Raw genomic sequence first — 20197 nt, 5'->3', positions numbered from 1 at the left:
GAGGATGTTATGGAAAAAATCACATTGACCGTGCCAGCCAGCCGCGCGTTAAGCGGCAGGGCGCTGGCAGGGGTAGTTGGTTCCGGGGATATGGAGGTGCTCTTCACCGCCGAACCGGGCCAGACGCTAACCATTGATATCACCACCTCCGTGGACAACAGCCGGGGTCGCTGGGAGGCGCTGTTCAACCGTCTGCAAACCGTCAGCAGCCTGCCCGCAGGGAAGCTGACCATCCACGACTTCGGCGCGACGCCGGGCGTGGCGCGCATTCGTATCGAACAGGTTTTTGAGGGGGTGAGCCATGCGTGATGACAGCAGCTTTATCGAACTGAAAGCGCGCCAGCGCGCGCAGGCTCTGCTCGACGAGGGCAGCTACCGCGAACTGCTGGATCCGTTTGAAGGCATTATTTCTCCGTGGCTTGGGCCACAGGGCATTGTGCCGCAGGCGGACGACGGCATGGTGGTGGCGAAAGGCACCATCAACGGCAAGCCTGCCGTCGTCGTGGCGATTGAAGGCGCGTTCCAGGGCGGCAGCATGGGCGAAGTGTCCGGTGCCAAAATGGCGGCGGCGCTGGAGTTGGCGGCGGAAGATAACCGCAACGGCATTCCGACGCAGGCGGTGCTGTGCCTCGAAACCGGCGGCGTGCGCCTGCAGGAAGCGAACCTCGGCCTGGCGGCGATTGCCGATATCCACGCCGCGATTGTTGACCTGCGCCGCTACACCCCGGTGGTGGGGATTGTGGCCGGGACCGTGGGCTGCTTCGGCGGGATGTCCATCGCGGCAGCGCTGTGCAGCTACCTGATTGTGACCCGCGAAGCGCGTCTTGGTCTTAACGGCCCGCAGGTTATCGAGCAGGAGGCGGGCATTGAGGAGTACAACTCCCGCGATCGTCCGTTTATCTGGAGCATGACCGGCGGCGAAGTGCGCTATCAAAGCGGGCTGGTGGATGCGCTCGTCGGCGACGGTATCAACGCGGTGAAACAGGCGATGAACGACGCGATTGCTAAAGGCGTTCCCGCGGAACACCGCACCGACAACTACGACGATTACCTGAACCGTTTAACGAATTTCGACACCCGCAAACAGGCCGATGCCGAACAGATTAACGCGCTTTTTGCCCGGGAGGTGAAATGATGAGTAATTCAAAAAGCCGTGGCGAGCTCTGGCTGGAAACCCTCGCTCCGAATGTCAAACGTATCGCGGGGCTATGCCCGTCCGTCCAGGCGGCAGACGGTGAGCTTAACGGCGAGGCGGTGCGCTTTGTCGCCGTGGTGCCGGATGCCAACAACCACTTCCCGCGCGCGGCGAAAGGGGAAGTCGGTCTGCTGGAGGGCTGGACCCTGGCGAAAGTGGTCAGCGAAACCGTCGCGGCGGATGCCGATAAGGGCGTGAAGCGCCCGATTGTGGCAGTGATCGACGTTCCAAGCCAGGCCTATGGCCGTCGCGAAGAGGCGTTTGGTATTCATCAGGCGCTGGCCGGTGCGGCGGCAGCCTATGCGAATGCCCGCCTGGCCGGTCACCCGGTGATTGGGCTTATCGTCGGCAAGGCGATGTCCGGCGCGTTCCTGGCGCACGGCTATCAGGCCAACCGTCTGATCGCCTTTAACGACAAAGGCGTGCTGATCCACGCGATGGGCAAAGAGTCTGCGGCGCGCATTACGCTGCGTACCGTCGAGGCGCTGGAAAAACTGGCGGCGACCATTCCGCCAATGGCATACGACATCGGCAACTACGCCACGCTGGGGCTGCTCTCTAACCTGCTGGATATCAGCAACCCGGATGCCCCCTCCGATAACGATCTGACGCTGGTGAAAACCACCCTGCAACAGGCCATCAGTGACGCTCGTCAGGACACCACGTTGAAAAACCGTCTGGGTGCTGACAACCGCCGCAGCTCGGCGCTCGTACGCGAACGTATGCGAGCCAGCTGGTAAGTAAAAAAAAGACCTGCCGGAGATGCAAACCCCGTGGGCGCGCCCGCTGCGCCCGCGTGGGAGCCTGCATCCTGAAAAATAATAAACATCGCACCAGTGCTAAAACTTTTTTTACTACAGGTGATTTATGACTTACGTAATTGTTCATGCTCTTGCACCGATTTTCGTCATCATGCTGCTGGGATTCTGGGCCGGTAAGGCAAAGATGGTCGATAACAAAAATGTGTCCCTGCTCAATATCTTCGTGATGGATTTTGCACTGCCTGCCGCGCTGTTTAGCGCCACCGTGCAAACGCCGTGGACCGGCATCGTGGCGCAGTCGCCGCTGATCCTGGTGCTCACCCTGGCGATGTGGATCACCTATGCGGCCATCTACTTCCTCGCCACTAAAGTCTTTAAGAAATCCCCGCAGGACGCGGCCGTGCTGACCCTGACGGTAGCTTTACCCAATTACGCAGCGCTGGGCCTGCCGATTCTGGGCAGCGTGCTGGGTGAAGGTTCGTCCACGTCGCTTTCCGTTGCGGTCTCTATTGCCTGCGGTTCGGTGCTGATGACCCCGTTCTGCCTGCTGATTCTGGAGCGTGAGAAAGCACGCGCCGAGGGGAATAACTCGGGCTCGACGCTCTCCATGCTGCCGGTGCTGATGTGGCGCTCCATTAAAAAACCGATCGTGCTGGGCCCGCTGTTGGGCGTGATTCTCTCCGCCATCGGCATCAAAATGCCGGAGCTGATTCTTGCGGCGATTAAACCGCTGGGGCTGTCCGCGACCGCTGCGGCGCTGTTCCTGACCGGGGTGATCCTCTCTGCCCGTAAGCTGCAGATCAACACCATGGTGATTACGTCAACCATCGCCAAGCTGCTGATTCAGCCAGCGATTGCCTGGGGTATTGTGCTGATCTTCGGCCTGCATGGCTCGGTGGCGATCACCGCTATCTTGATGATTGCGCTCTCCGCGGGCTTCTTCGGCGTGGTGTTCGGTAACCGCTTTGGCGTGCAGTCGCCGGATGCTGAAGCCGTGCTGCTCTTAAGCTCCGTACTGTGTATCCTGTCGCTGCCGCTGTTTATCTCGCTGACTTCAGGAATGTAATTATGACCACAACATTACGCCCGCACGACCTCATCTGGCTTACCGCGCGCGACGCGCTGGAAGGCATCACCGAATCCTGGGTGGAGGCGGCCTGGCATACCGGCCTGCCGGTGGTGGTGCGGCGTGATGTTGACAGTGAAGGCCGGATCCCCGTTGGCGTGCGCGGATTGCGCCGAGACCAGCGGGCGGCCGGGTGGGTGAAGCCGGAAAACGTGTTACGCGTGGTTTCACCGGAAGACCTGAGCGTTGCGGCCGATCTGCTGCGCTCGCCGTTTGTTACCCAGCCACCCGTTCAGGTGGCGCTGCAGCTTTCTCAGCAGGCGTGGCCGTGGACGTGGGGCATTGCCGGCAGCACCGGCTACGCGCTGGCGACCGGTATTCCGGTTATTCATGCCGACAGCGATCTTGATCTGCTGATCCGCGCCCCGCACGCCGTTTCCCCTGATGCGTTTGCTGGCTGGCAGTCTCAGCTTAGCCGGGCGCTGTGTCGGGCGGATACGCAGGTGGATACCCCCGAGGGTGGCTTTGCGCTGGCAGAGTGGCTGCGCGACGGCAAAACGCTGCTGAAAACCTGCCGTGGACCGCGCCTGGTGGCGGATCCGTGGCGCAGGGAGGAGTGATGAAAATAGTGTTTACCTTTCCGGGACAGGGCACGCAGCACGAAGGTATGCTGCAAAACCTGCCGGGAACGGAACTGGCTCAGGCGCATGAGGTGCTTGGCGCCGAAGTGGATACGCTGGATAGCGCAGACGCATTAACCCACACCCGCGCGGTTCAGCTTTGCCTGCTGATTTCAGGCGTGGCCTGGGGGCGCGAGCTGGAGCGGCGCGGCGTGACGGCGGATATCGTTAGCGGGCTGTCCATCGGCGCTTATCCGGCGGCGGTTATCGCAGGCGCACTGGACTTTTCGGACGCGCTGAGGTTGGTGGCGCTGCGCGGTGATTTGATGGAACAGGCGTACCCGCACGGCTACGGCCTGACGGCCATCATGGGCTTAACCCTGCCGCAGGTGGAAGACCTTATCCAGGGCACCGGGACCTACATTGCCAACCTGAATGCCGAAACGCAGATCGTGATTGCCGGAGCCGAACAAGGAATGGCGCAGGCGGCGGCACGCGCGCTGGCGAAAGGGGCGAGCAAGGCCAAACGGCTGGCGGTCAGCGTGCCGTCCCACTGCGAACTGCTGACAGCACCCGCGCAAAAGCTGGCAGCGGCGTTTGAATCGGTCACGCTTTCACGCCCACGCTGCGCCTACCTGAGCGGCAGCACCGGGCGCGTGCTGTGGCAGCCGGAAAAGATCGCCGACGATCTGGCGATGAACATGGCGCGTACGGTGCGCTGGCAGGAGGCGATGATTTCAGCGAATGAACGCGAAGCCCGGCTGGCGATTGAAATGCCGCCTGGCGGCGTGCTGACCTGCCTGACGCGTCAGGCGGCGTGGGAAGGAGAGACGATTTCACTGGAGCGCAGCGGGGTGGACGTGGCGGTGCATCTGGCGAAGCGGCTTCAGCGGTGAGAATTTTGCCCGGTGGCGGCTGCGCCTTACCGGGCCTACGGGTTCGGTTGCCTTGTTTTGTATCACGTACTTTCCTGCAGGCTGCGCGCATACATCCGCCCTTCGGCGGCTAATGCCCGCAGGCTCGGGTCCTGCTCGCGGTTGCGGGCAAAGACAATCGCAATCAGCTGCTGCATCTGGTACGGCTCCGCCAGCTTCAGGAGCTGCACGGAATTCTCATACACTTTCTTCATCCTGCCCGGCATCAGCGTAAAACCAACGCCTGCCTGCACCAGGCTCAGCATCGAGAAGATGTCATTTACGCGCGTAACGATTTCCGGCTCGAACCCGGCGATATGAAAGGCTTCCTGAAATCCTGCATAGGTGGCGAACCCTTCTGCAAGCGCGACAAATTTCTGGTCTTTGTAATCTCGCAGATCCGCGGGGCCGCGGGTATTCAGCGTGGCGGAAGCCGGTGCGGCAAGGAAAATATCGTCGTGGAACAGGGGCAGCACTTCGAGGCTATTGCGGTCGATGTCGCTTTCGGAGATGGAGATAAGAATCGCGTCCAGCGAGCCTTCATCCAGCATGTGCAGCAGGGTGTCGTTGGAGCCCATCGTCAGATCCATCTCCAGATCCGGACGGCGCAGCTTCATGCCCATGATCAGACGCGGCACGGTTTCCAGCGTCAGGGAGTAGAGCGTACCCACGCGCAGCCGCCCCTGGCCGATGCCGGCAATTTTGCGGGTCTCTTCCAGCCCGCGCTCCATCACCTGCATCACCTCCTGGCAATACTCCAGCAGCGTCCAGGCGGAGGGGAGCGCAATCAGGTTCCGGCCCTTGTGGGTAAAGAGCGGGCAGCGCACGTTCTCTTCCAGCGTGTGGAGCGCGCGGTGCACGCTGACCCCGCTCAGGCCCAGCGTTTCGGCGGTACGCGCGATATTCCCTTTCTCCATGAACGTCATGAAGATGCTGAGCTTGCGGAATGTAATATCGCTCGTGGTATCGAAACGCATAACTCTCCCGATGGTTTAGTTGGCCTGCAGCATGGCTTCCAGCTGTTCCTGCGCGTCCAGCCACGCCATCTCGCACTCTTCGAGGCTGGATTTGGTTTTCGCCTGCGTTTGCAGGCAGTCCGTCAGCTCAGCCTTGCGGCTCTGGTCATACAGACCGCTGTCGCCGAGCTTCTCTTCAACAGCGGCAAGCGTGGCGTTGAGTTTTTCCATCTCTTTTTCGAGACGGGTAATCTCTTTACGCAGCGGCTGCGTCTGGGTGCGCTGCTCCGCTTCACGACGCTTCTGGTCTTTACGCGCCTGCGCGCTGTTGGCGTTATCTTTCGCGGACTCTTCCGGCTGGTTTTCCTGCTTCTGCACGTCCGTCAGCCACTGCTGGTAGTCTTCCAGATCGCCGTCGAACGGTTCGACTTTGCCGCCGTGCACTAAATAGAGATCGTCCGTGGTGGAGCGGATCAGATGACGGTCGTGCGAAACCACCACCAGCGCACCTTCGAACTCAATCAGCGCTTCGGTCAGCGCCTGGCGCATGTCGAGATCCAGGTGGTTGGTCGGTTCATCGAGCAGCAGCAGGTTCGGTCGCTGCCAGACGATCAGCGCCAGCACCAGACGGGCCTTTTCGCCGCCGGAGAAGCGCTCGGTGTTTTCCGTCACCTTATCGCCCTGGAAGCCAAAGCCGCCGAGATAGTCGCGCAGCTTCTGCTCCATCTCCTGCGGCGCCAGACGCGCGAGGTGCTGAATCGGTGATTCATCAGCGCGTAAAAATTCCAGCTGATGCTGGGCGAAGTAGCCAAGCTTGATGCCCTTCGCCAGGCCGATTTCACCGCTGACCGGGCTAAGCTCGCCCGCCAGCAGCTTGATCAGCGTCGATTTACCGGCGCCGTTACGTCCCAGCAGGCCAATGCGCGAACCCGGCACCAGGTTGAGCTTGATGGAGTCGAGAATAATGCGGTCGGCATAGCCCGCGCTGACCTTCTCCATCTTCAGCAGCGGGTTCGGCAGACTTTCCGGCTCGCGGAAGCTGAAGTGGAACGGGTTATCCACGTGCGCCGGGGCAATCATCTCCATGCGCTCCAGCATCTTGATGCGGCTCTGGGCCTGCTTGGCTTTTGAGGCTTTGGCCTTAAAGCGATCCACAAAGCTTTGCAGGTGCGCCACGCGCTGCTGCTGGCTTTCGTACATGGACTGCTGCTGGGCAAGGCGCGTCGCGCGCTGACGCTCGAAGGAGCTGTAGTTGCCGGTGTACTCGAACATCGTTTGCTGTTCGATGTGAATGATTTTATCCACCACCGGGTCGAGGAAGTCGCGGTCGTGGGAGATCAGAATCAGAGTGCCCTGATAGCTCTTGAGCCACTTCTCCAGCCAAATAACCGCATCGAGATCGAGGTGGTTGGTCGGTTCATCGAGCAGCAGCAGGTCAGAGCGACAGATCAGCGCCTGCGCCAGGTTGAGGCGCATACGCCAGCCGCCGGAGAAGTCGCTGACCGGGCGTTCCAGCTGTTCATTGCTGAAGCCCAGGCCGTGCAGCAGGCTGGAGGCGCGGGAGCGAATGGTCCACGCGTCGATAGCGTCCAGCTTGCCGTGAACGGTGGCGATGGCGTGACCGTCGTTGCGCTCGTTAGCGGCGTTAAGTTCCGCCTCGAGCTTACGGTATTCCCGGTCGCCGTCGATAACATAGTCGAGTGCCGGTTCGCTCAGCGCCGGCGTCTCCTGGTTTACCCAGGCGAGCTGCCAGTTCCCCGGGAAGGTAAAGTTACCGCCATCCGCGCTAATCTCGTTTTTCAGCAGTGCCAGCAGGGTGGATTTACCACAGCCGTTTTTGCCGACCAGGCCCACTTTTTGGCCCGGGTTGATGGTAGCAGTGGCGTTATCCAGCAGGACGCGCACGCCGCGACGAATTTGTAACGAGGAGAAAACAATCATAGAAGCGCCGTATGTTCCGACTATGTTAATTTGTCATTATGATAATGTAAGGTGTGGGCCATTTTCCGCACCGGGCCGCCATGGTAGCCCAAAACAACGACGATACACAAAAACAGAAACAAGACCGGGAGGGGAATGATGTCTCAGACAGCAAAAGTGCTGCTGCTGTATGCCCATCCGGAATCTCAGGACTCGGTGGCAAACCGGGTGCTGCTTAAGCCGGCCACACAGCTCAGCAACGTGACGGTGCACGATCTCTACGCGCACTATCCTGATTTCTTTATTGATATCCCTTACGAGCAGGAACTGCTGCGTCAGCATGACGTCATTGTGTTCCAGCATCCGCTTTACACCTACAGCTGTCCGGCGCTGCTCAAAGAGTGGCTGGACCGCGTGCTGAGCCGGGGCTTCTCCAGCGGGGTGGGGGGCAACCAGCTGGCGGGAAAGTACTGGCGTAGTGTGATCACCACCGGAGAGCCGGAAAGTGCTTACCGCCACGACGGGCTGAACCGCTATCCGATGAGCGATATTCTGCGGCCTTTCGAGCTGACGGCGGCGATGTGCCGTATGCACTGGATGAGCCCGATTATTGTCTACTGGGCCCGACGTCAGGATCCGAAAGAACTGGCCAGCCACGCCAGAGCCTATGGTGAATGGCTGGCGTCACCGATTCCGGCAGGAGGTCGTTAATGGAAGGATCGAATTTGCTTCTCGCCGGGGTGCTGTTTTTATTTGCGGCCGTCGTCGCGGTGCCGCTTGCGGCACGTATTGGTATCGGTGCGGTGTTGGGGTATCTACTGGCGGGGATCGCGATTGGCCCATGGGGACTGGGATTCATCAGCGATGTAGATGAGATTCTCCATTTCTCCGAACTGGGCGTGGTGTTCCTGATGTTCATCATCGGGCTGGAACTGAATCCTTCGAAATTGTGGCAACTCCGACGCTCTATCTTTGGCGTGGGCGCCGCGCAGGTGATGTTCAGCGCCGCGATCCTGGGTGGCCTGTTAATGCTGACCAATTTTTCATGGCAGGCGGCGGTGATTGGCGGGATAGGCCTTGCGATGTCGTCGACGGCGATGGCGCTGCAGCTGATGCGCGATAAAGGGATGAATCGCAACGAAGCCGGCCAGCTGGGCTTTTCGGTGCTGCTGTTCCAGGATTTGGCAGTCATCCCGGCTCTGGCGCTGGTGCCGCTGCTGGCGGGGTCCGGCGACGACCACTTCGACTGGGCGAAAATCGCCATGAAGGTGCTGGCCTTCGCGGGCATGCTGATTGGCGGTCGTTTCCTGTTACGTCCCGTATTCCGCTTTATTGCCGCGTCGGGCGTTCGCGAGGTATTTACCGCCGCGACGCTGCTGCTGGTGCTGGGGTCGGCGTTGTTTATGGACGCGCTGGGGCTGTCGATGGCGCTCGGGACCTTTATCGCCGGGGTTCTGCTGGCGGAGAGCGAGTATCGGCACGAGTTGGAAATTGCCATCGATCCCTTCAAAGGGCTGCTGTTAGGCCTGTTCTTTATTTCGGTGGGGATGGCGCTCAACCTTGGCGTGCTCTATACCCATCTGCTGTGGGTTGTGGTGAGCGTCGCCATCCTGGTGGCGGTGAAAACGCTGGTGCTGTATGTCATGGCGCGCATTTATGGATTGCGCAGTTCGGAACGCATGCAGTTTGCCAGCGTGTTAAGCCAGGGGGGCGAGTTCGCGTTTGTGCTGTTCTCTACCGCCTCCTCCCAGAAGTTGTTTAAAGACGATCAGATGGCGCTTTTGCTGGTGACGGTCACGCTGTCAATGATGACCACGCCGCTGCTGATGAAGCTGGTGGATAAACTGCTGTCGCGCCGCCTGAACCCGACAGACGATGAAGACGAAGCGCCGTGGGTGGAGGATGATAAGCCGCAGGTGATTGTGGTGGGCTTTGGCCGCTTTGGACAGGTGATCGGGCGTTTGCTGATGGCGAACAAAATGCGCATTACGGTGCTGGAGCGCGATATCAGCGCGGTCAACCTGATGCGAAAATACGGCTACAAGGTTTACTACGGCGATGCGACCCAGCTCGAGCTACTGCGCTCGGCGGGGGCAGAGGCGGCAGAGTCCATCGTCATTACCTGTAACGAGCCGGAAGACACGATGAAGCTGGTGGATCTCTGCCAGCAGCATTTCCCGCATCTGCATATTCTGGCGCGTGCGCGGGGACGTGTTGAAGCTCACGAATTATTGCAGGCGGGTGTGAAACACTTCTCCCGTGAGACGTTCTCCAGTGCGCTGGAGCTGGGGCGCAAGGCGCTGATCTCGCTCGGCATGCATCCGCATCAGGCGCAGCGCGCCCAGATGCACTTCCGCCGGCTGGATATGCGGATGCTGCGCGAGCTGATGCCGGTCCATACCGATACGGCGCAGATCTCCCGCGTGCGGGAAGCGCGTCGCGAGCTGGAGGAGATCTTTCAGCGCGAGATGCAGCAGGAACGACGCCAGCTCGATGGCTGGGATGAATTTGAATAAAGGGTAACGAAAGATGGCTGTACGTAAACGCTTTATCGCGGGTGCAAAATGCCCGACCTGCCAGGCGCAAGATACCCTGGCGATGTGGCGGGAAAATAATATTGATGTTGTTGAGTGTGTTAAGTGCGGTCACCAGATGCGTGAGGCCGACAAAGAGGCCCGCGATCACGTTCGCAAAGAAGAGCAAGTTATCGGGATTTTTCATCCGGACTAGCGATATGCCCTGAGTTTTTTTAAGCTAAAGGGTACACAGGTGCAGATTTCCGCTACAATCTGCGCCAGCAATTTTCCCACGCTCAGGAGATATCATGAAAGTAGCAAAAGACCTGGTGGTCAGCCTGGCCTATCAGGTACGTACAGAAGACGGTGTGTTGGTTGATGAGTCTCCGGTGAGTGCGCCGCTTGACTACCTGCATGGTCACGGTTCCCTGATTTCCGGCCTGGAAAACGCGCTGGAAGGTCATGAAGTTGGCGACAAATTTGACGTTGCTGTAGGCGCGAACGACGCTTACGGTCAGTATGATGACAACCTGGTTCAGCGCGTTCCTAAAGACGTGTTCATGGGCGTTGACGAACTGCAGGTTGGCATGCGCTTCCTGGCTGAAACTGACCAGGGCCCGGTTCCTGTTGAAATCACCGAAGTGGAAGATGACCACGTCGTGGTTGACGGTAACCACATGCTGGCTGGCCAGAACCTGAAGTTCAACGTAGAAGTTGTTGCGATCCGTGAAGCGACCGAAGAAGAGCTGGCTCATGGCCACGTTCACGGTGCGCACGGTCACGACCATGACCACGATCACGGCCATGACGGCTGCTGCGGTGGTCACGGCCACGACCATGGTCACGACCACGATCACGGTAAAGGTGGTTGCGGTAACGGCGGCTGCGGTTGCCACTAATTCCGTCATGCGGAAAATAAAAAAGCGGGATAATCCCGCTTTTTTTACGCCTCAATAATGAGGAGGTGGCGTCTCTTCTGACTGAGAGGCAATGTTTGACGGCTGCGTGGCCTTCAGCTTTTCCGTCAGCAGGCGCATATGATCCCGCAGTTTTGCCATTTCGAGCTCATGTGCGGTCACGGTCTGGTTTAGCTCTTCGATGGTGATGTCCTGAAAAGCCAGGCGGCTTTCCAGCTCAGCCATTCTCGCTTCTAATGCTGTATCCTTCATCATTCACCTCGTTTATTTCAGATTCGCCATATTGGTCCTGCGGCGGCGCAGTTTAACTGAGTTTATCCTTAAGTACAGTCCGCATCCCCTTGGCAGGAAACTTATTTAAACAAAAATAGTCTGAAAAGTGGCGAGAATTGGAAGTGTCTGTCTGTAGATTTCTTCCGCAACGTTTTATAGTACGTAACTCATTTACGTTTAACGCTGGGGTGAGAGTCCCCAGGCCCTGGAGATATGGATGAAATCACTGTTTAAAGTAACGCTGCTGGCGACGACGATGGCTGTTGCGCTGAACGCGCCGCTGTCATTCGCTGCTGATACTGCTGCGAAGCCTGCTGCCACTGCAGACAGCAAAGCGGCGTTCAAAAATGACGACCAGAAATCCGCCTACGCACTGGGCGCATCTCTGGGCCGTTACATGGAAAACTCTCTGAAAGAACAAGAGAAACTGGGCATCAAACTGGATAAAGCTCAGCTGATCGCGGGCGTTCAGGACGCATTTGCAGATAAGAGCAAGCTGTCTGACCAGGAAATTGAACAGACCCTGCAGGCGTTTGAAGCGCGCGTGAAGGGTGCCGCGCAGACTAAGATGGACGCGGACGCTAAAGACAACGAAGCGAAAGGCAAAGCCTACCGCGACACCTTTGCTAAAGAGAAGGGTGTGAAAACCTCTTCGACTGGCCTGGTGTACAAAGTTGAGAAAGAAGGCACCGGCGATGCGCCTAAAGACAGCGACACCGTTGTTGTGAACTACAAAGGTACGCTGATCGACGGTAAAGAGTTCGATAACTCTTACACCCGCGGTGAGCCGCTCTCCTTCCGTCTTGATGGTGTGATCCCGGGCTGGACTGAAGGCCTGAAAAACATCAAGAAAGGCGGCAAGATCAAGATGGTTATCCCACCGGATCTGGCCTATGGCAAAACCGGCGTGCCGGGTATCCCTGCCAACTCTACGCTGGTCTTTGACGTAGAGCTGCTGGACATCAAACCGGCACCGAAAGCGGATGCCAAGGCAGACGCGCCGGCTGACGATAAAGCCGCTGCTGCTAAGAAGTAATGCTGAAAAAAAACCGCCGCCTTTAAGGCGGCGGTTTTTTATTGTGGGGCAGATATAATTAACACTGGAAAGCGTTAGGCACGCTGTATTAATTTAGTTGTCCGTGTAGATAATGAGCCTGCCCTGAAAACCTAACGACAGGCTCCTGAAAAGGAGTGTTTTTTTCATGTCCAGGTCGCTTTTAACCAACGAAACCAGTGAACTTGATTTGCTGGATCAACGTCCTTTCGATCAGACCGACTTCGATATTCTGAAATCCTATGAAGCGGTAGTGGACGGGTTAGCGATGCTCATTGGCTCCCACTGCGAAATCGTATTGCACTCCCTGCAAGATCTGAAGTGCTCCGCCATCCGCATTGCGAATGGTGAGCATACTGGCCGTAAAATTGGTTCGCCAATTACCGACCTTGCATTGCGTATGCTGCATGACATGACCGGCGCGGACAGCAGCGTCTCCAAATGCTATTTCACCCGCGCCAAAAGTGGCGTGCTGATGAAATCTGAAACCATCGCGATTCGAAACCGCGAGCATCGTGTTATTGGGCTGCTGTGCATCAACATGAACCTTGATGTGCCATTCTCGCAAATCATGAGCACCTTTATTCCGCCAGAAACGCCGGACGTTGGCTCTTCTGTTAACTTTGCCTCCTCCGTTGAAGATCTGGTGACGCAGACGCTTGAGTTTACGATTGAAGAGGTGAATGCCGATCGCAACGTCTCGAACAACGCCAAGAATCGTCAGATCGTGCTCAATCTCTATGAAAAAGGGATTTTTGATATTAAAGACGCCATCAACCAGGTGGCCGATCGTCTGAACATCTCCAAGCACACGGTCTACCTCTATATTCGTCAGTTCAAAAGCGGCGATTTCCTGGGACAAGACAAGTAATGCGTTTTGCGTTAATGGTGACAGGCCCGGCGTACGGGACTCAGCAGGCCAGCAGCGCGCTGCAGTTTGCGCATGCGCTACTGGCGGCTGGACATGAGCTGGCGAGCGTCTTCTTCTATCGGGAAGGGGTGTATAACGCGAATCAGTTTACCTCACCGGCGAGCGATGAGTTCGATCTGGTGCGCGCCTGGCAGGCATTAAACGAAAAGCAGGGCGTAGAACTGCACATCTGCGTGGCGGCGGCACTGCGCCGCGGCGTGACCGATGCAACCGAAGCCGCGCGTTCTGGTTTATCGGGTTCTAACCTGCAGCCCGGTTTTTCGTTGAGTGGTCTGGGTGCACTGGCACAGGCGGCATTAACCTGCGACAGAGTGGTGCAATTCTGATGAAGCGCGTGGCATTTGTTTTTACGTCTGCGCCGCACGGCAGCGCTTCCGGCCGCGAAGGGCTGGATGCGTTACTTGCGACGTCCGCGCTGACCGAAGATATCGGCGTCTTCTTTTTGGGGGACGGGGTGTTTCAGCTTCTGGCGGGTCAGCAGCCACAGGCCATTCTGGCGCGGGATTACATCGCGACCTTCAAAGTGTTGCCGCTGTACGACATTGAAACCCTGTATGTCTGCGCCGATTCGCTGGCCGCTCGCGGTTTGGATGATAAGACGCCTTTCGTGCTGGATGTGACCGTCCTGTCTTCTGCTGCATTGCGCGAACACCTTTCCCACTACGACACCGTTCTGACTTTCTGAGGCCGACATGCTCCATACTCTGAGCCATTCACCGTGGCAATGTGATATCGACGCGTTACTGAGTATGCTGCGCGAAGGTGACGATCTGCTGCTGATTCAGGACGGCGTGCTTGCCGCACTGGAAGGCAGTCGTTTCGTTGAAATTCTCACGAACGCCCCCATAACAGTCTCTGCGCTGAAAGACGATCTGGATGCGCGGGGTCTTTCTGGTCAAATTTCAGCCAAAATTGACGTGGTTGGCTATACTGATTTCGTCAATCTTACTGTGACGCACGCCAGTCAAATGAACTGGTGATCTGAGATCGCTGTATATTTCTTGACACCTTTTCGACGTAGCCCTAAAATTTCGCGTCCTCATATTGTATGAGGTCGATTTATTACGTGTTTACGAAGCAAAAGCTAAAACCAGGAGCTATTTAATGGCAACAGTTAACCAGCTGGTACGCAAACCACGTGCACGCAAAGTTGCGAAAAGCAACGTGCCTGCGCTGGAAGCCTGCCCGCAGAAACGTGGCGTATGTACTCGTGTATATACCACCACTCCTAAAAAACCAAACTCCGCACTGCGTAAAGTATGCCGTGTGCGTTTGACTAACGGTTTCGAAGTGACTTCCTACATCGGTGGTGAAGGTCACAACCTGCAGGAGCACTCCGTGATCCTGATCCGTGGCGGTCGTGTTAAAGACCTTCCGGGTGTTCGTTACCACACCGTTCGTGGTGCGCTGGACTGCTCAGGTGTTAAAGACCGTAAGCAGGCTCGCTCCAAGTACGGCGTGAAGCGTCCTAAGGCTTAATGGTTCTCCGTTAAGTAAGGCCAAACTGATTTATCTTAATGTCACACTAAACTCTTTGAGTTTTGGACAATCCTGAATTAACAACGGAGTATTCCCATGCCACGTCGTCGCGTCATTGGTCAGCGTAAAATTCTTCCAGATCCGAAATTCGGATCAGAACTGCTGGCAAAATTTGTAAATATCCTGATGGTAGATGGTAAAAAATCTACTGCAGAAGCAATCGTATACAGCGCGCTTGAGACCCTGGCTCAGCGTTCTGGTAAAAATGAACTGGAAGCTTTCGAAGTCGCTCTCGACAACGTTCGCCCAACTGTAGAAGTTAAGTCCCGCCGCGTTGGTGGTTCTACTTATCAGGTTCCAGTTGAAGTTCGTCCGGTTCGTCGTAATGCCCTGGCAATGCGTTGGATCGTTGAAGCTGCTCGTAAACGCGGTGATAAATCCATGGCTCTGCGTCTGGCGAACGAACTTTCTGATGCTGCAGACAACAAAGGTACTGCAGTTAAGAAACGTGAAGACGTTCACCGTATGGCAGAAGCCAACAAGGCGTTCGCACACTACCGTTGGTAATCCCTTCGGAGTCTTAGTCACCAGGCGGGCGCTTCAGAGAAGCCGCCCGCTCTGGGTAACTTAACTGAACGCCTAAAGATATAAACGAGGAATCAAATGGCTCGTACAACACCCATCGCACGCTACCGTAACATCGGTATCAGTGCGCACATCGACGCCGGTAAAACCACTACTACCGAACGTATTCTGTTCTACACCGGTGTAAACCACAAAATCGGTGAAGTTCATGACGGCGCAGCCACCATGGACTGGATGGAACAGGAGCAGGAGCGTGGTATCACTATCACCTCCGCAGCGACTACTGCATTCTGGTCAGGTATGGCTAAGCAGTACGAACCGCATCGCGTAAACATCATCGACACCCCAGGGCACGTTGACTTCACCATCGAAGTAGAACGTTCCATGCGTGTTCTTGACGGCGCGGTAATGGTTTATTGCGCAGTTGGTGGTGTTCAGCCACAGTCTGAAACCGTATGGCGTCAGGCAAACAAATATAAAGTTCCACGCATCGCGTTCGTTAACAAAATGGACCGTATGGGTGCTAACTTCCTGAAAGTTGTTGGTCAGATCAAAACCCGTCTGGGCGCGAACCCTGTTCCGCTGCAGCTGGCAATTGGTGCTGAAGAAGGCTTCACCGGCGTTATCGACCTGGTGAAAATGAAAGCCATCAACTGGAACGATGCAGACCAGGGCGTTACCTTCGAATACGAAGATATCCCAGCTGCAATGCAGGACCTGGCTGACGAATGGCACCAGAACCTGATCGAATCCGCTGCTGAAGCTTCTGAAGAGCTGATGGAGAAATACCTGGGTGGTGAAGAACTGACTGAAGAAGAGATCAAAAAAGCTCTGCGTCAGCGCGTTCTGAACAACGAAATCATCCTGGTAACCTGTGGTTCTGCGTTCAAGAACAAAGGTGTTCAGGCGATGCTGGATGCGGTAGTTGACTACCTGCCATCCCCGGTTGACGTTCCTGCGATCAACGGCATCCTGGACGACGGTAAAGATACCCCGGCTGAGCGTCACGCAAGCGACGAAGAGCCATTCTCTGCACTGGCGTTCAAAATTGCTACCGACCCATTCGTGGGTAACCTGACCTTCTTCCGCGTTTACTCTGGTGTGGTTAACTCCGGTGACACCATCCTGAACTCCGTGAAAGCGGCGCGTGAGCGTTTTGGCCGTATCGTACAGATGCACGCTAACAAACGTGAAGAGATCAAAGAAGTTCGTGCGGGCGACATCGCTGCAGCTATCGGTCTGAAAGACGTGACCACTGGTGACACCCTGTGTGACCCGGATCACCCGATCATTCTGGAGCGTATGGAATTCCCAGAGCCGGTAATCTCCATCGCAGTTGAACCAAAAACCAAAGCTGACCAGGAAAAAATGGGTCTGGCTCTGGGCCGTCTGGCAAAAGAAGACCCATCATTCCGCGTATGGACTGATGAAGAATCTAACCAGACCATCATCGCTGGTATGGGTGAACTGCACCTGGACATCATCGTTGACCGTATGAAGCGTGAATTCAACGTTGAAGCGAACGTGGGTAAACCTCAGGTTGCTTACCGCGAAGCGATTCGCGCGAAAGTTACCGACATTGAAGGTAAACACGCTAAGCAGTCTGGTGGTCGCGGTCAGTACGGTCACGTTGTGATCGACATGTACCCACTGGAGCCGGGCTCTAACCCGAAAGGTTACGAGTTCATCAACGACATCAAAGGTGGTGTAATTCCTGGCGAATACATCCCAGCCGTTGATAAAGGCATCCAGGAACAGCTGAAAGCGGGCCCTCTGGCTGGCTATCCGGTTGTTGACATGGGTGTTCGTCTGCACTTCGGTTCTTACCACGACGTTGACTCCTCTGAACTGGCGTTTAAACTGGCTGCGTCTATTGCCTTTAAAGAAGGCTTTAAGAAAGCAAAACCAGTTCTGCTTGAGCCAATCATGAAGGTTGAAGTAGAAACTCCTGAAGAGAACACCGGTGACGTTATCGGTGACTTGAGCCGTCGTCGCGGTATGCTGCGTGGTCAGGAATCCGAAGTAACTGGCGTTAAGATCCACGCTGAAGTTCCGCTGTCTGAAATGTTCGGATATGCAACTCAGCTGCGTTCTCTGACCAAAGGTCGTGCATCATACACCATGGAATTCCTGAAGTATGATGATGCGCCTAACAACGTTGCTCAGGCCGTTATTGAAGCCCGTGGTAAGTAATCCACAGGATTAAAACCTAAGTCCCGTGCTCTCTCCACAGGGGAGAGCACTATAGTAAGGAATATAGCCGTGTCTAAAGAAAAATTTGAACGTACAAAACCGCACGTCAACGTTGGTACTATCGGCCACGTTGACCATGGTAAAACTACCCTGACTGCTGCAATCACTACCGTTCTGGCTAAAACCTACGGTGGTTCTGCTCGTGCATTCGACCAGATCGATAACGCACCAGAAGAAAAAGCTCGTGGTATCACCATCAACACTTCCCACGTTGAATATGACACCCCGACTCGCCACTACGCACACGTAGACTGCCCAGGCCACGCCGACTATGTTAAAAACATGATCACCGGTGCTGCGCAGATGGACGGCGCGATCCTGGTTGTTGCTGCGACTGACGGCCCAATGCCTCAGACTCGTGAGCACATCCTGCTGGGTCGTCAGGTAGGCGTTCCTTTCATCATCGTGTTCCTGAACAAGTGCGACATGGTTGATGACGAAGAGCTGCTGGAACTGGTAGAGATGGAAGTTCGTGAACTGCTGTCTCAGTACGATTTCCCAGGCGACGATACCCCAATCGTTCGTGGTTCTGCTCTGAAAGCGCTGGAAGGCGAAGCTGAGTGGGAAGCGAAAATCATCGAACTGGCTGGCTTCCTGGATTCTTACATCCCAGAACCAGAGCGTGCGATTGACAAGCCATTCCTGCTGCCAATCGAAGACGTATTCTCCATCTCCGGTCGTGGTACCGTTGTTACCGGTCGTGTAGAGCGCGGTATCATCAAAGTTGGCGAAGAAGTTGAAATCGTTGGTATCAAAGAGACTGCGAAGTCTACCTGTACTGGCGTTGAAATGTTCCGCAAACTGCTGGACGAAGGCCGTGCTGGTGAGAACGTTGGTGTTCTGCTGCGTGGTATCAAACGTGAAGAAATCGAACGTGGTCAGGTTCTGGCGAAGCCAGGCTCAATCAAGCCACACACCAAGTTCGAATCTGAAGTGTACATCCTGTCCAAAGACGAAGGCGGCCGTCATACTCCGTTCTTCAAAGGCTACCGTCCACAGTTCTACTTCCGTACTACTGACGTGACCGGTACCATCGAACTGCCAGAAGGCGTTGAGATGGTAATGCCAGGCGACAACATCAAGATGGTTGTGACTCTGATCCACCCAATCGCGATGGACGACGGTCTGCGTTTCGCAATCCGTGAAGGCGGCCGTACCGTTGGCGCGGGCGTTGTTGCTAAAGTTCTGGGCTAATTAATTATCCCCGAATAAAAAAAGGACGCTTCGGCGTCCTTTTTTGTTTTCTGCCGCTCAGGCGTTGTCACAAAATTTCGCATTTTTTGCCTGCTCCCGCCCCGCATTCTGGCGTTTGTGCTATTGTAATCATAACCATTCTCACTTACACTTTGCGCATAATTTGAACGGGAGTTTCTATGTACGTTTGTTTATGTAATGGTGTAAGCGACAAAAAAATACGTCAGGCCGTTCGCCAGTTTCAGCCCCAGTCATTCCAGCAGCTTCGCAAATTTGTTCCGGTGGGAAATCAATGCGGTAAATGTGTACGTGCTGCGCGAGAGATCATGCAGGACGAACTGATGCAGATCCCGGAATACAAAGAGATCGCGTAAGCGCCCATCTTTTTTTTGACATCCCTGTAGCCCGATCTACGCTTCAATGAGTGGAAGCGGAGGGACTATATAATGAAAGGTGATGTTAAAATCATAAGTTATCTCAATAAATTATTGGGAAATGAGCTTGTCGCAATCAACCAGTATTTTCTTCACGCGAGAATGTTCAAAAACTGGGGACTCAAACGTTTAAACGACGTTGAGTACCATGAATCTATAGATGAGATGAAACACGCTGATAAATATATCGAGCGTATTTTATTCCTTGAAGGCATTCCAAACCTGCAGGATCTCGGCAAGCTGGGCATCGGAGAAGATGTCGAAGAGATGCTGCGTTCCGACCTCAGGCTGGAACTTGAAGGCGCTAAAGATCTCCGTGAAGCCATTGCCTATGCTGACAGCGTACATGACTACGTCAGCCGCGATATGATGATCCAGATCCTGGCCGATGAAGAAGGGCATATTGACTGGCTGGAAACAGAGCTGGATCTCATTGCTAAAATTGGCCTGCAGAACTACCTTCAGTCACAGATTAAAGTGGAAGAATAAGCAACGTCTTCCAGCCTACGCATAAACCCGCTGCTGCCAGAAATGGCCCAAAAGGCAGCGGGTTTTTTATTGCCTTCTTATCAGAGCGAATGAACGAAAAGACAAGAATGCAAAGAAGCGCCATCAGCGCCGCGAGTAACGCCAGCATTGGCAGTACGCACCAGCCATGCCATGCACCAAGCGCCGCCAGGTATTTCACATCGCCATATCCCATACCTTCACGCCGGCAGATAAACCAGTAGCCCCAGTAAATAACGGCAAAGCCAATATATCCAGCCATCGCACCCGCCACCGCGCTCGGCAGAAAATCAGGTTGGATACAGAGCTGGAAGAGCAGCCCAGCCCATAGCAGCGGGCAGAGAAATTTATCGGGAAGCAGACCGTAGCGAATATCGGCATGTACCAGTAAGGCAGTCAGTGAAAGATAGATCAGCAGAAAGGGGAGGGTGGTTAGCATGTAAAAGGCCTCAAACGGGTTTGAGCGCATAGTCGTTATAATCGGCCTGGCCGGCAATGCACAAAAAACGGAGATGCGTAGCGGCTCGAAACAAAGCATCGCCGCAGAATATATTGCATGAAATGTTGCGCGCTCTTACGCATCCTGCGCCTTTGGCGCTTAATTTCTAAACGGCACTTGCGT

The 20197-nt window shown here is 55.7% G+C and carries 25 protein-coding genes; 21 read left to right on the top strand and 4 right to left on the bottom strand.

Translation table 11 applies throughout. The annotated features are described in order from the left end of the window. The first annotated feature begins 9 nt into the window (after positions 1-9). The 6 genes from mdcC to mdcH all read left to right on the top strand — a co-directional run bounded on the left by mdcC (position 10) and on the right by mdcH (position 4538). A complete protein-coding gene (gene mdcC / locus AC4IC4_RS21100) occupies positions 10-309 on the top strand; it encodes a malonate decarboxylase acyl carrier protein (protein ID WP_014885504.1) in 300 nt (99 codons plus the stop codon). Beyond that, positions 302-1135, top strand: a complete 834-nt coding sequence (locus AC4IC4_RS21095) for a biotin-independent malonate decarboxylase subunit beta (protein WP_491471826.1) — start codon at positions 302-304, stop codon at positions 1133-1135. Before mdcC ends, AC4IC4_RS21095 begins: the two co-directional genes overlap by 8 nt. Further along, positions 1135-1935: a biotin-independent malonate decarboxylase subunit gamma gene (gene mdcE, locus AC4IC4_RS21090; protein ID WP_491472849.1), complete on the top strand. Its 801-nt coding sequence runs from the start codon at positions 1135-1137 to the stop codon at positions 1933-1935. Before AC4IC4_RS21095 ends, mdcE begins: the two co-directional genes overlap by 1 nt. A 127-nt stretch (positions 1936-2062) precedes the next feature. Further along, the gene (locus tag AC4IC4_RS21085; RefSeq protein WP_491471825.1) at positions 2063-3022 is read left to right on the top strand and encodes an AEC family transporter; all 960 of its coding nucleotides are present in this window, start codon (positions 2063-2065) and stop codon (positions 3020-3022) included. Positions 3023-3024: 2 nt separating this feature from the next. Beyond that, positions 3025-3642, top strand: coding sequence for a malonate decarboxylase holo-ACP synthase (locus tag AC4IC4_RS21080; protein ID WP_491471824.1), 618 nt, complete (start codon positions 3025-3027; stop codon positions 3640-3642). Continuing rightward, positions 3642-4538, top strand: coding sequence for a malonate decarboxylase subunit epsilon (mdcH, locus tag AC4IC4_RS21075; RefSeq protein ID WP_491471823.1), 897 nt, complete (start codon positions 3642-3644; stop codon positions 4536-4538). The genes AC4IC4_RS21080 and mdcH overlap by 1 nt, the downstream gene beginning before the upstream one ends. A gap of 62 nt (positions 4539-4600) precedes the next feature. On the opposite strand, the gene AC4IC4_RS21070 is transcribed toward mdcH, so the two are convergent. Continuing rightward, entirely contained in the window at positions 4601-5533 is a 933-nt protein-coding gene (locus AC4IC4_RS21070; RefSeq protein WP_491471822.1) for a LysR family transcriptional regulator, read from the bottom strand. Positions 5534-5548: 15 nt separating this feature from the next. Continuing rightward, positions 5549-7453: an ABC transporter ATP-binding protein gene (locus AC4IC4_RS21065; protein ID WP_491471821.1), complete on the bottom strand. Its 1905-nt coding sequence runs from the start codon at positions 7451-7453 to the stop codon at positions 5549-5551. A 138-nt stretch (positions 7454-7591) separates the two neighbouring features. Here AC4IC4_RS21065 and kefG point away from each other — a divergent pair, with 138 nt between their 5' ends. The 4 genes from kefG (at position 7592) to slyD (ending at position 10847) form a co-directional block, all read left to right on the top strand. Next, on the top strand, positions 7592-8143 hold the full coding sequence (gene kefG, locus AC4IC4_RS21060; protein ID WP_014885493.1) for a glutathione-regulated potassium-efflux system ancillary protein KefG: 552 nt from the start codon (positions 7592-7594) through the stop codon (positions 8141-8143). Then, positions 8143-9948 carry a glutathione-regulated potassium-efflux system protein KefB gene (gene kefB, locus AC4IC4_RS21055; protein ID WP_491471820.1) on the top strand — a complete coding sequence of 602 codons (1806 nt, stop codon included), beginning with the start codon at positions 8143-8145 and terminating at the stop codon, positions 9946-9948. The genes kefG and kefB overlap by 1 nt, the downstream gene beginning before the upstream one ends. A gap of 13 nt (positions 9949-9961) precedes the next feature. Beyond that, entirely contained in the window at positions 9962-10162 is a 201-nt protein-coding gene (locus AC4IC4_RS21050; protein WP_010436300.1) for a YheV family putative zinc ribbon protein, read from the top strand. 94 nt (positions 10163-10256) lie between these two features. Next, a complete protein-coding gene (slyD, locus tag AC4IC4_RS21045) occupies positions 10257-10847 on the top strand; it encodes a peptidylprolyl isomerase (RefSeq protein ID WP_024907947.1) in 591 nt (196 codons plus the stop codon). Positions 10848-10898: 51 nt separating this feature from the next. On the opposite strand, the gene AC4IC4_RS21040 is transcribed toward slyD, so the two are convergent. Next, positions 10899-11117 (bottom strand): protein SlyX, encoded by a 219-nt coding sequence (locus tag AC4IC4_RS21040; RefSeq protein ID WP_024907948.1) that lies wholly within the window; start codon positions 11115-11117, stop codon positions 10899-10901. Between the two features lie 238 nt (positions 11118-11355). On the opposite strand from AC4IC4_RS21040, the gene fkpA reads away from it, so the two are divergent. From fkpA to bfr, 11 genes are all read left to right on the top strand, one after another. Then, entirely contained in the window at positions 11356-12174 is an 819-nt protein-coding gene (fkpA, locus tag AC4IC4_RS21035) for an FKBP-type peptidyl-prolyl cis-trans isomerase (RefSeq protein WP_023309460.1), read from the top strand. Positions 12175-12340: 166 nt separating this feature from the next. Further along, the gene (locus AC4IC4_RS21030; RefSeq protein WP_003861697.1) at positions 12341-13063 is read left to right on the top strand and encodes a helix-turn-helix transcriptional regulator; all 723 of its coding nucleotides are present in this window, start codon (positions 12341-12343) and stop codon (positions 13061-13063) included. Then, on the top strand, positions 13063-13449 hold the full coding sequence (gene tusD, locus AC4IC4_RS21025) for a sulfurtransferase complex subunit TusD (protein ID WP_048992404.1): 387 nt from the start codon (positions 13063-13065) through the stop codon (positions 13447-13449). The genes AC4IC4_RS21030 and tusD overlap by 1 nt, the downstream gene beginning before the upstream one ends. Next, positions 13449-13808 (top strand): sulfurtransferase complex subunit TusC, encoded by a 360-nt coding sequence (gene tusC, locus AC4IC4_RS21020; protein WP_148768916.1) that lies wholly within the window; start codon positions 13449-13451, stop codon positions 13806-13808. The genes tusD and tusC overlap by 1 nt, the downstream gene beginning before the upstream one ends. 7 nt (positions 13809-13815) lie before the next feature. Further along, positions 13816-14103 (top strand): sulfurtransferase complex subunit TusB, encoded by a 288-nt coding sequence (gene tusB / locus AC4IC4_RS21015; RefSeq protein WP_024907951.1) that lies wholly within the window; start codon positions 13816-13818, stop codon positions 14101-14103. Between the two features lie 124 nt (positions 14104-14227). Continuing rightward, positions 14228-14602, top strand: a complete 375-nt coding sequence (gene rpsL, locus AC4IC4_RS21010; RefSeq protein ID WP_000246815.1) for a 30S ribosomal protein S12 — start codon at positions 14228-14230, stop codon at positions 14600-14602. Between the two features lie 96 nt (positions 14603-14698). Further along, a complete protein-coding gene (gene rpsG, locus AC4IC4_RS21005) occupies positions 14699-15169 on the top strand; it encodes a 30S ribosomal protein S7 (RefSeq protein WP_004106370.1) in 471 nt (156 codons plus the stop codon). A 96-nt stretch (positions 15170-15265) separates the two neighbouring features. Beyond that, positions 15266-17380: an elongation factor G gene (gene fusA / locus AC4IC4_RS21000; RefSeq protein WP_008503004.1), complete on the top strand. Its 2115-nt coding sequence runs from the start codon at positions 15266-15268 to the stop codon at positions 17378-17380. A 69-nt stretch (positions 17381-17449) separates the two neighbouring features. Beyond that, positions 17450-18634, top strand: a complete 1185-nt coding sequence (gene tuf, locus AC4IC4_RS20995; protein WP_014068448.1) for an elongation factor Tu — start codon at positions 17450-17452, stop codon at positions 18632-18634. A gap of 179 nt (positions 18635-18813) precedes the next feature. Further along, entirely contained in the window at positions 18814-19008 is a 195-nt protein-coding gene (bfd, locus tag AC4IC4_RS20990; protein WP_008503493.1) for a bacterioferritin-associated ferredoxin, read from the top strand. Positions 19009-19080: 72 nt separating this feature from the next. Further along, the gene (gene bfr / locus AC4IC4_RS20985) at positions 19081-19557 is read left to right on the top strand and encodes a bacterioferritin (RefSeq protein WP_008503492.1); all 477 of its coding nucleotides are present in this window, start codon (positions 19081-19083) and stop codon (positions 19555-19557) included. Here bfr and AC4IC4_RS20980 read toward each other — a convergent pair. Next, positions 19541-20014 (bottom strand): prepilin peptidase, encoded by a 474-nt coding sequence (locus tag AC4IC4_RS20980; protein WP_491471819.1) that lies wholly within the window; start codon positions 20012-20014, stop codon positions 19541-19543. The genes bfr and AC4IC4_RS20980 overlap by 17 nt on opposite strands. Positions 20015-20197 lie beyond the last annotated feature (183 nt).

The organism is Enterobacter sp. Taxon_2, assembly GCF_058355295.1.
The sequence above is the reverse complement of the archived record's forward strand: the minus strand, read 5'-3'. Positions and strand labels throughout refer to the sequence as shown.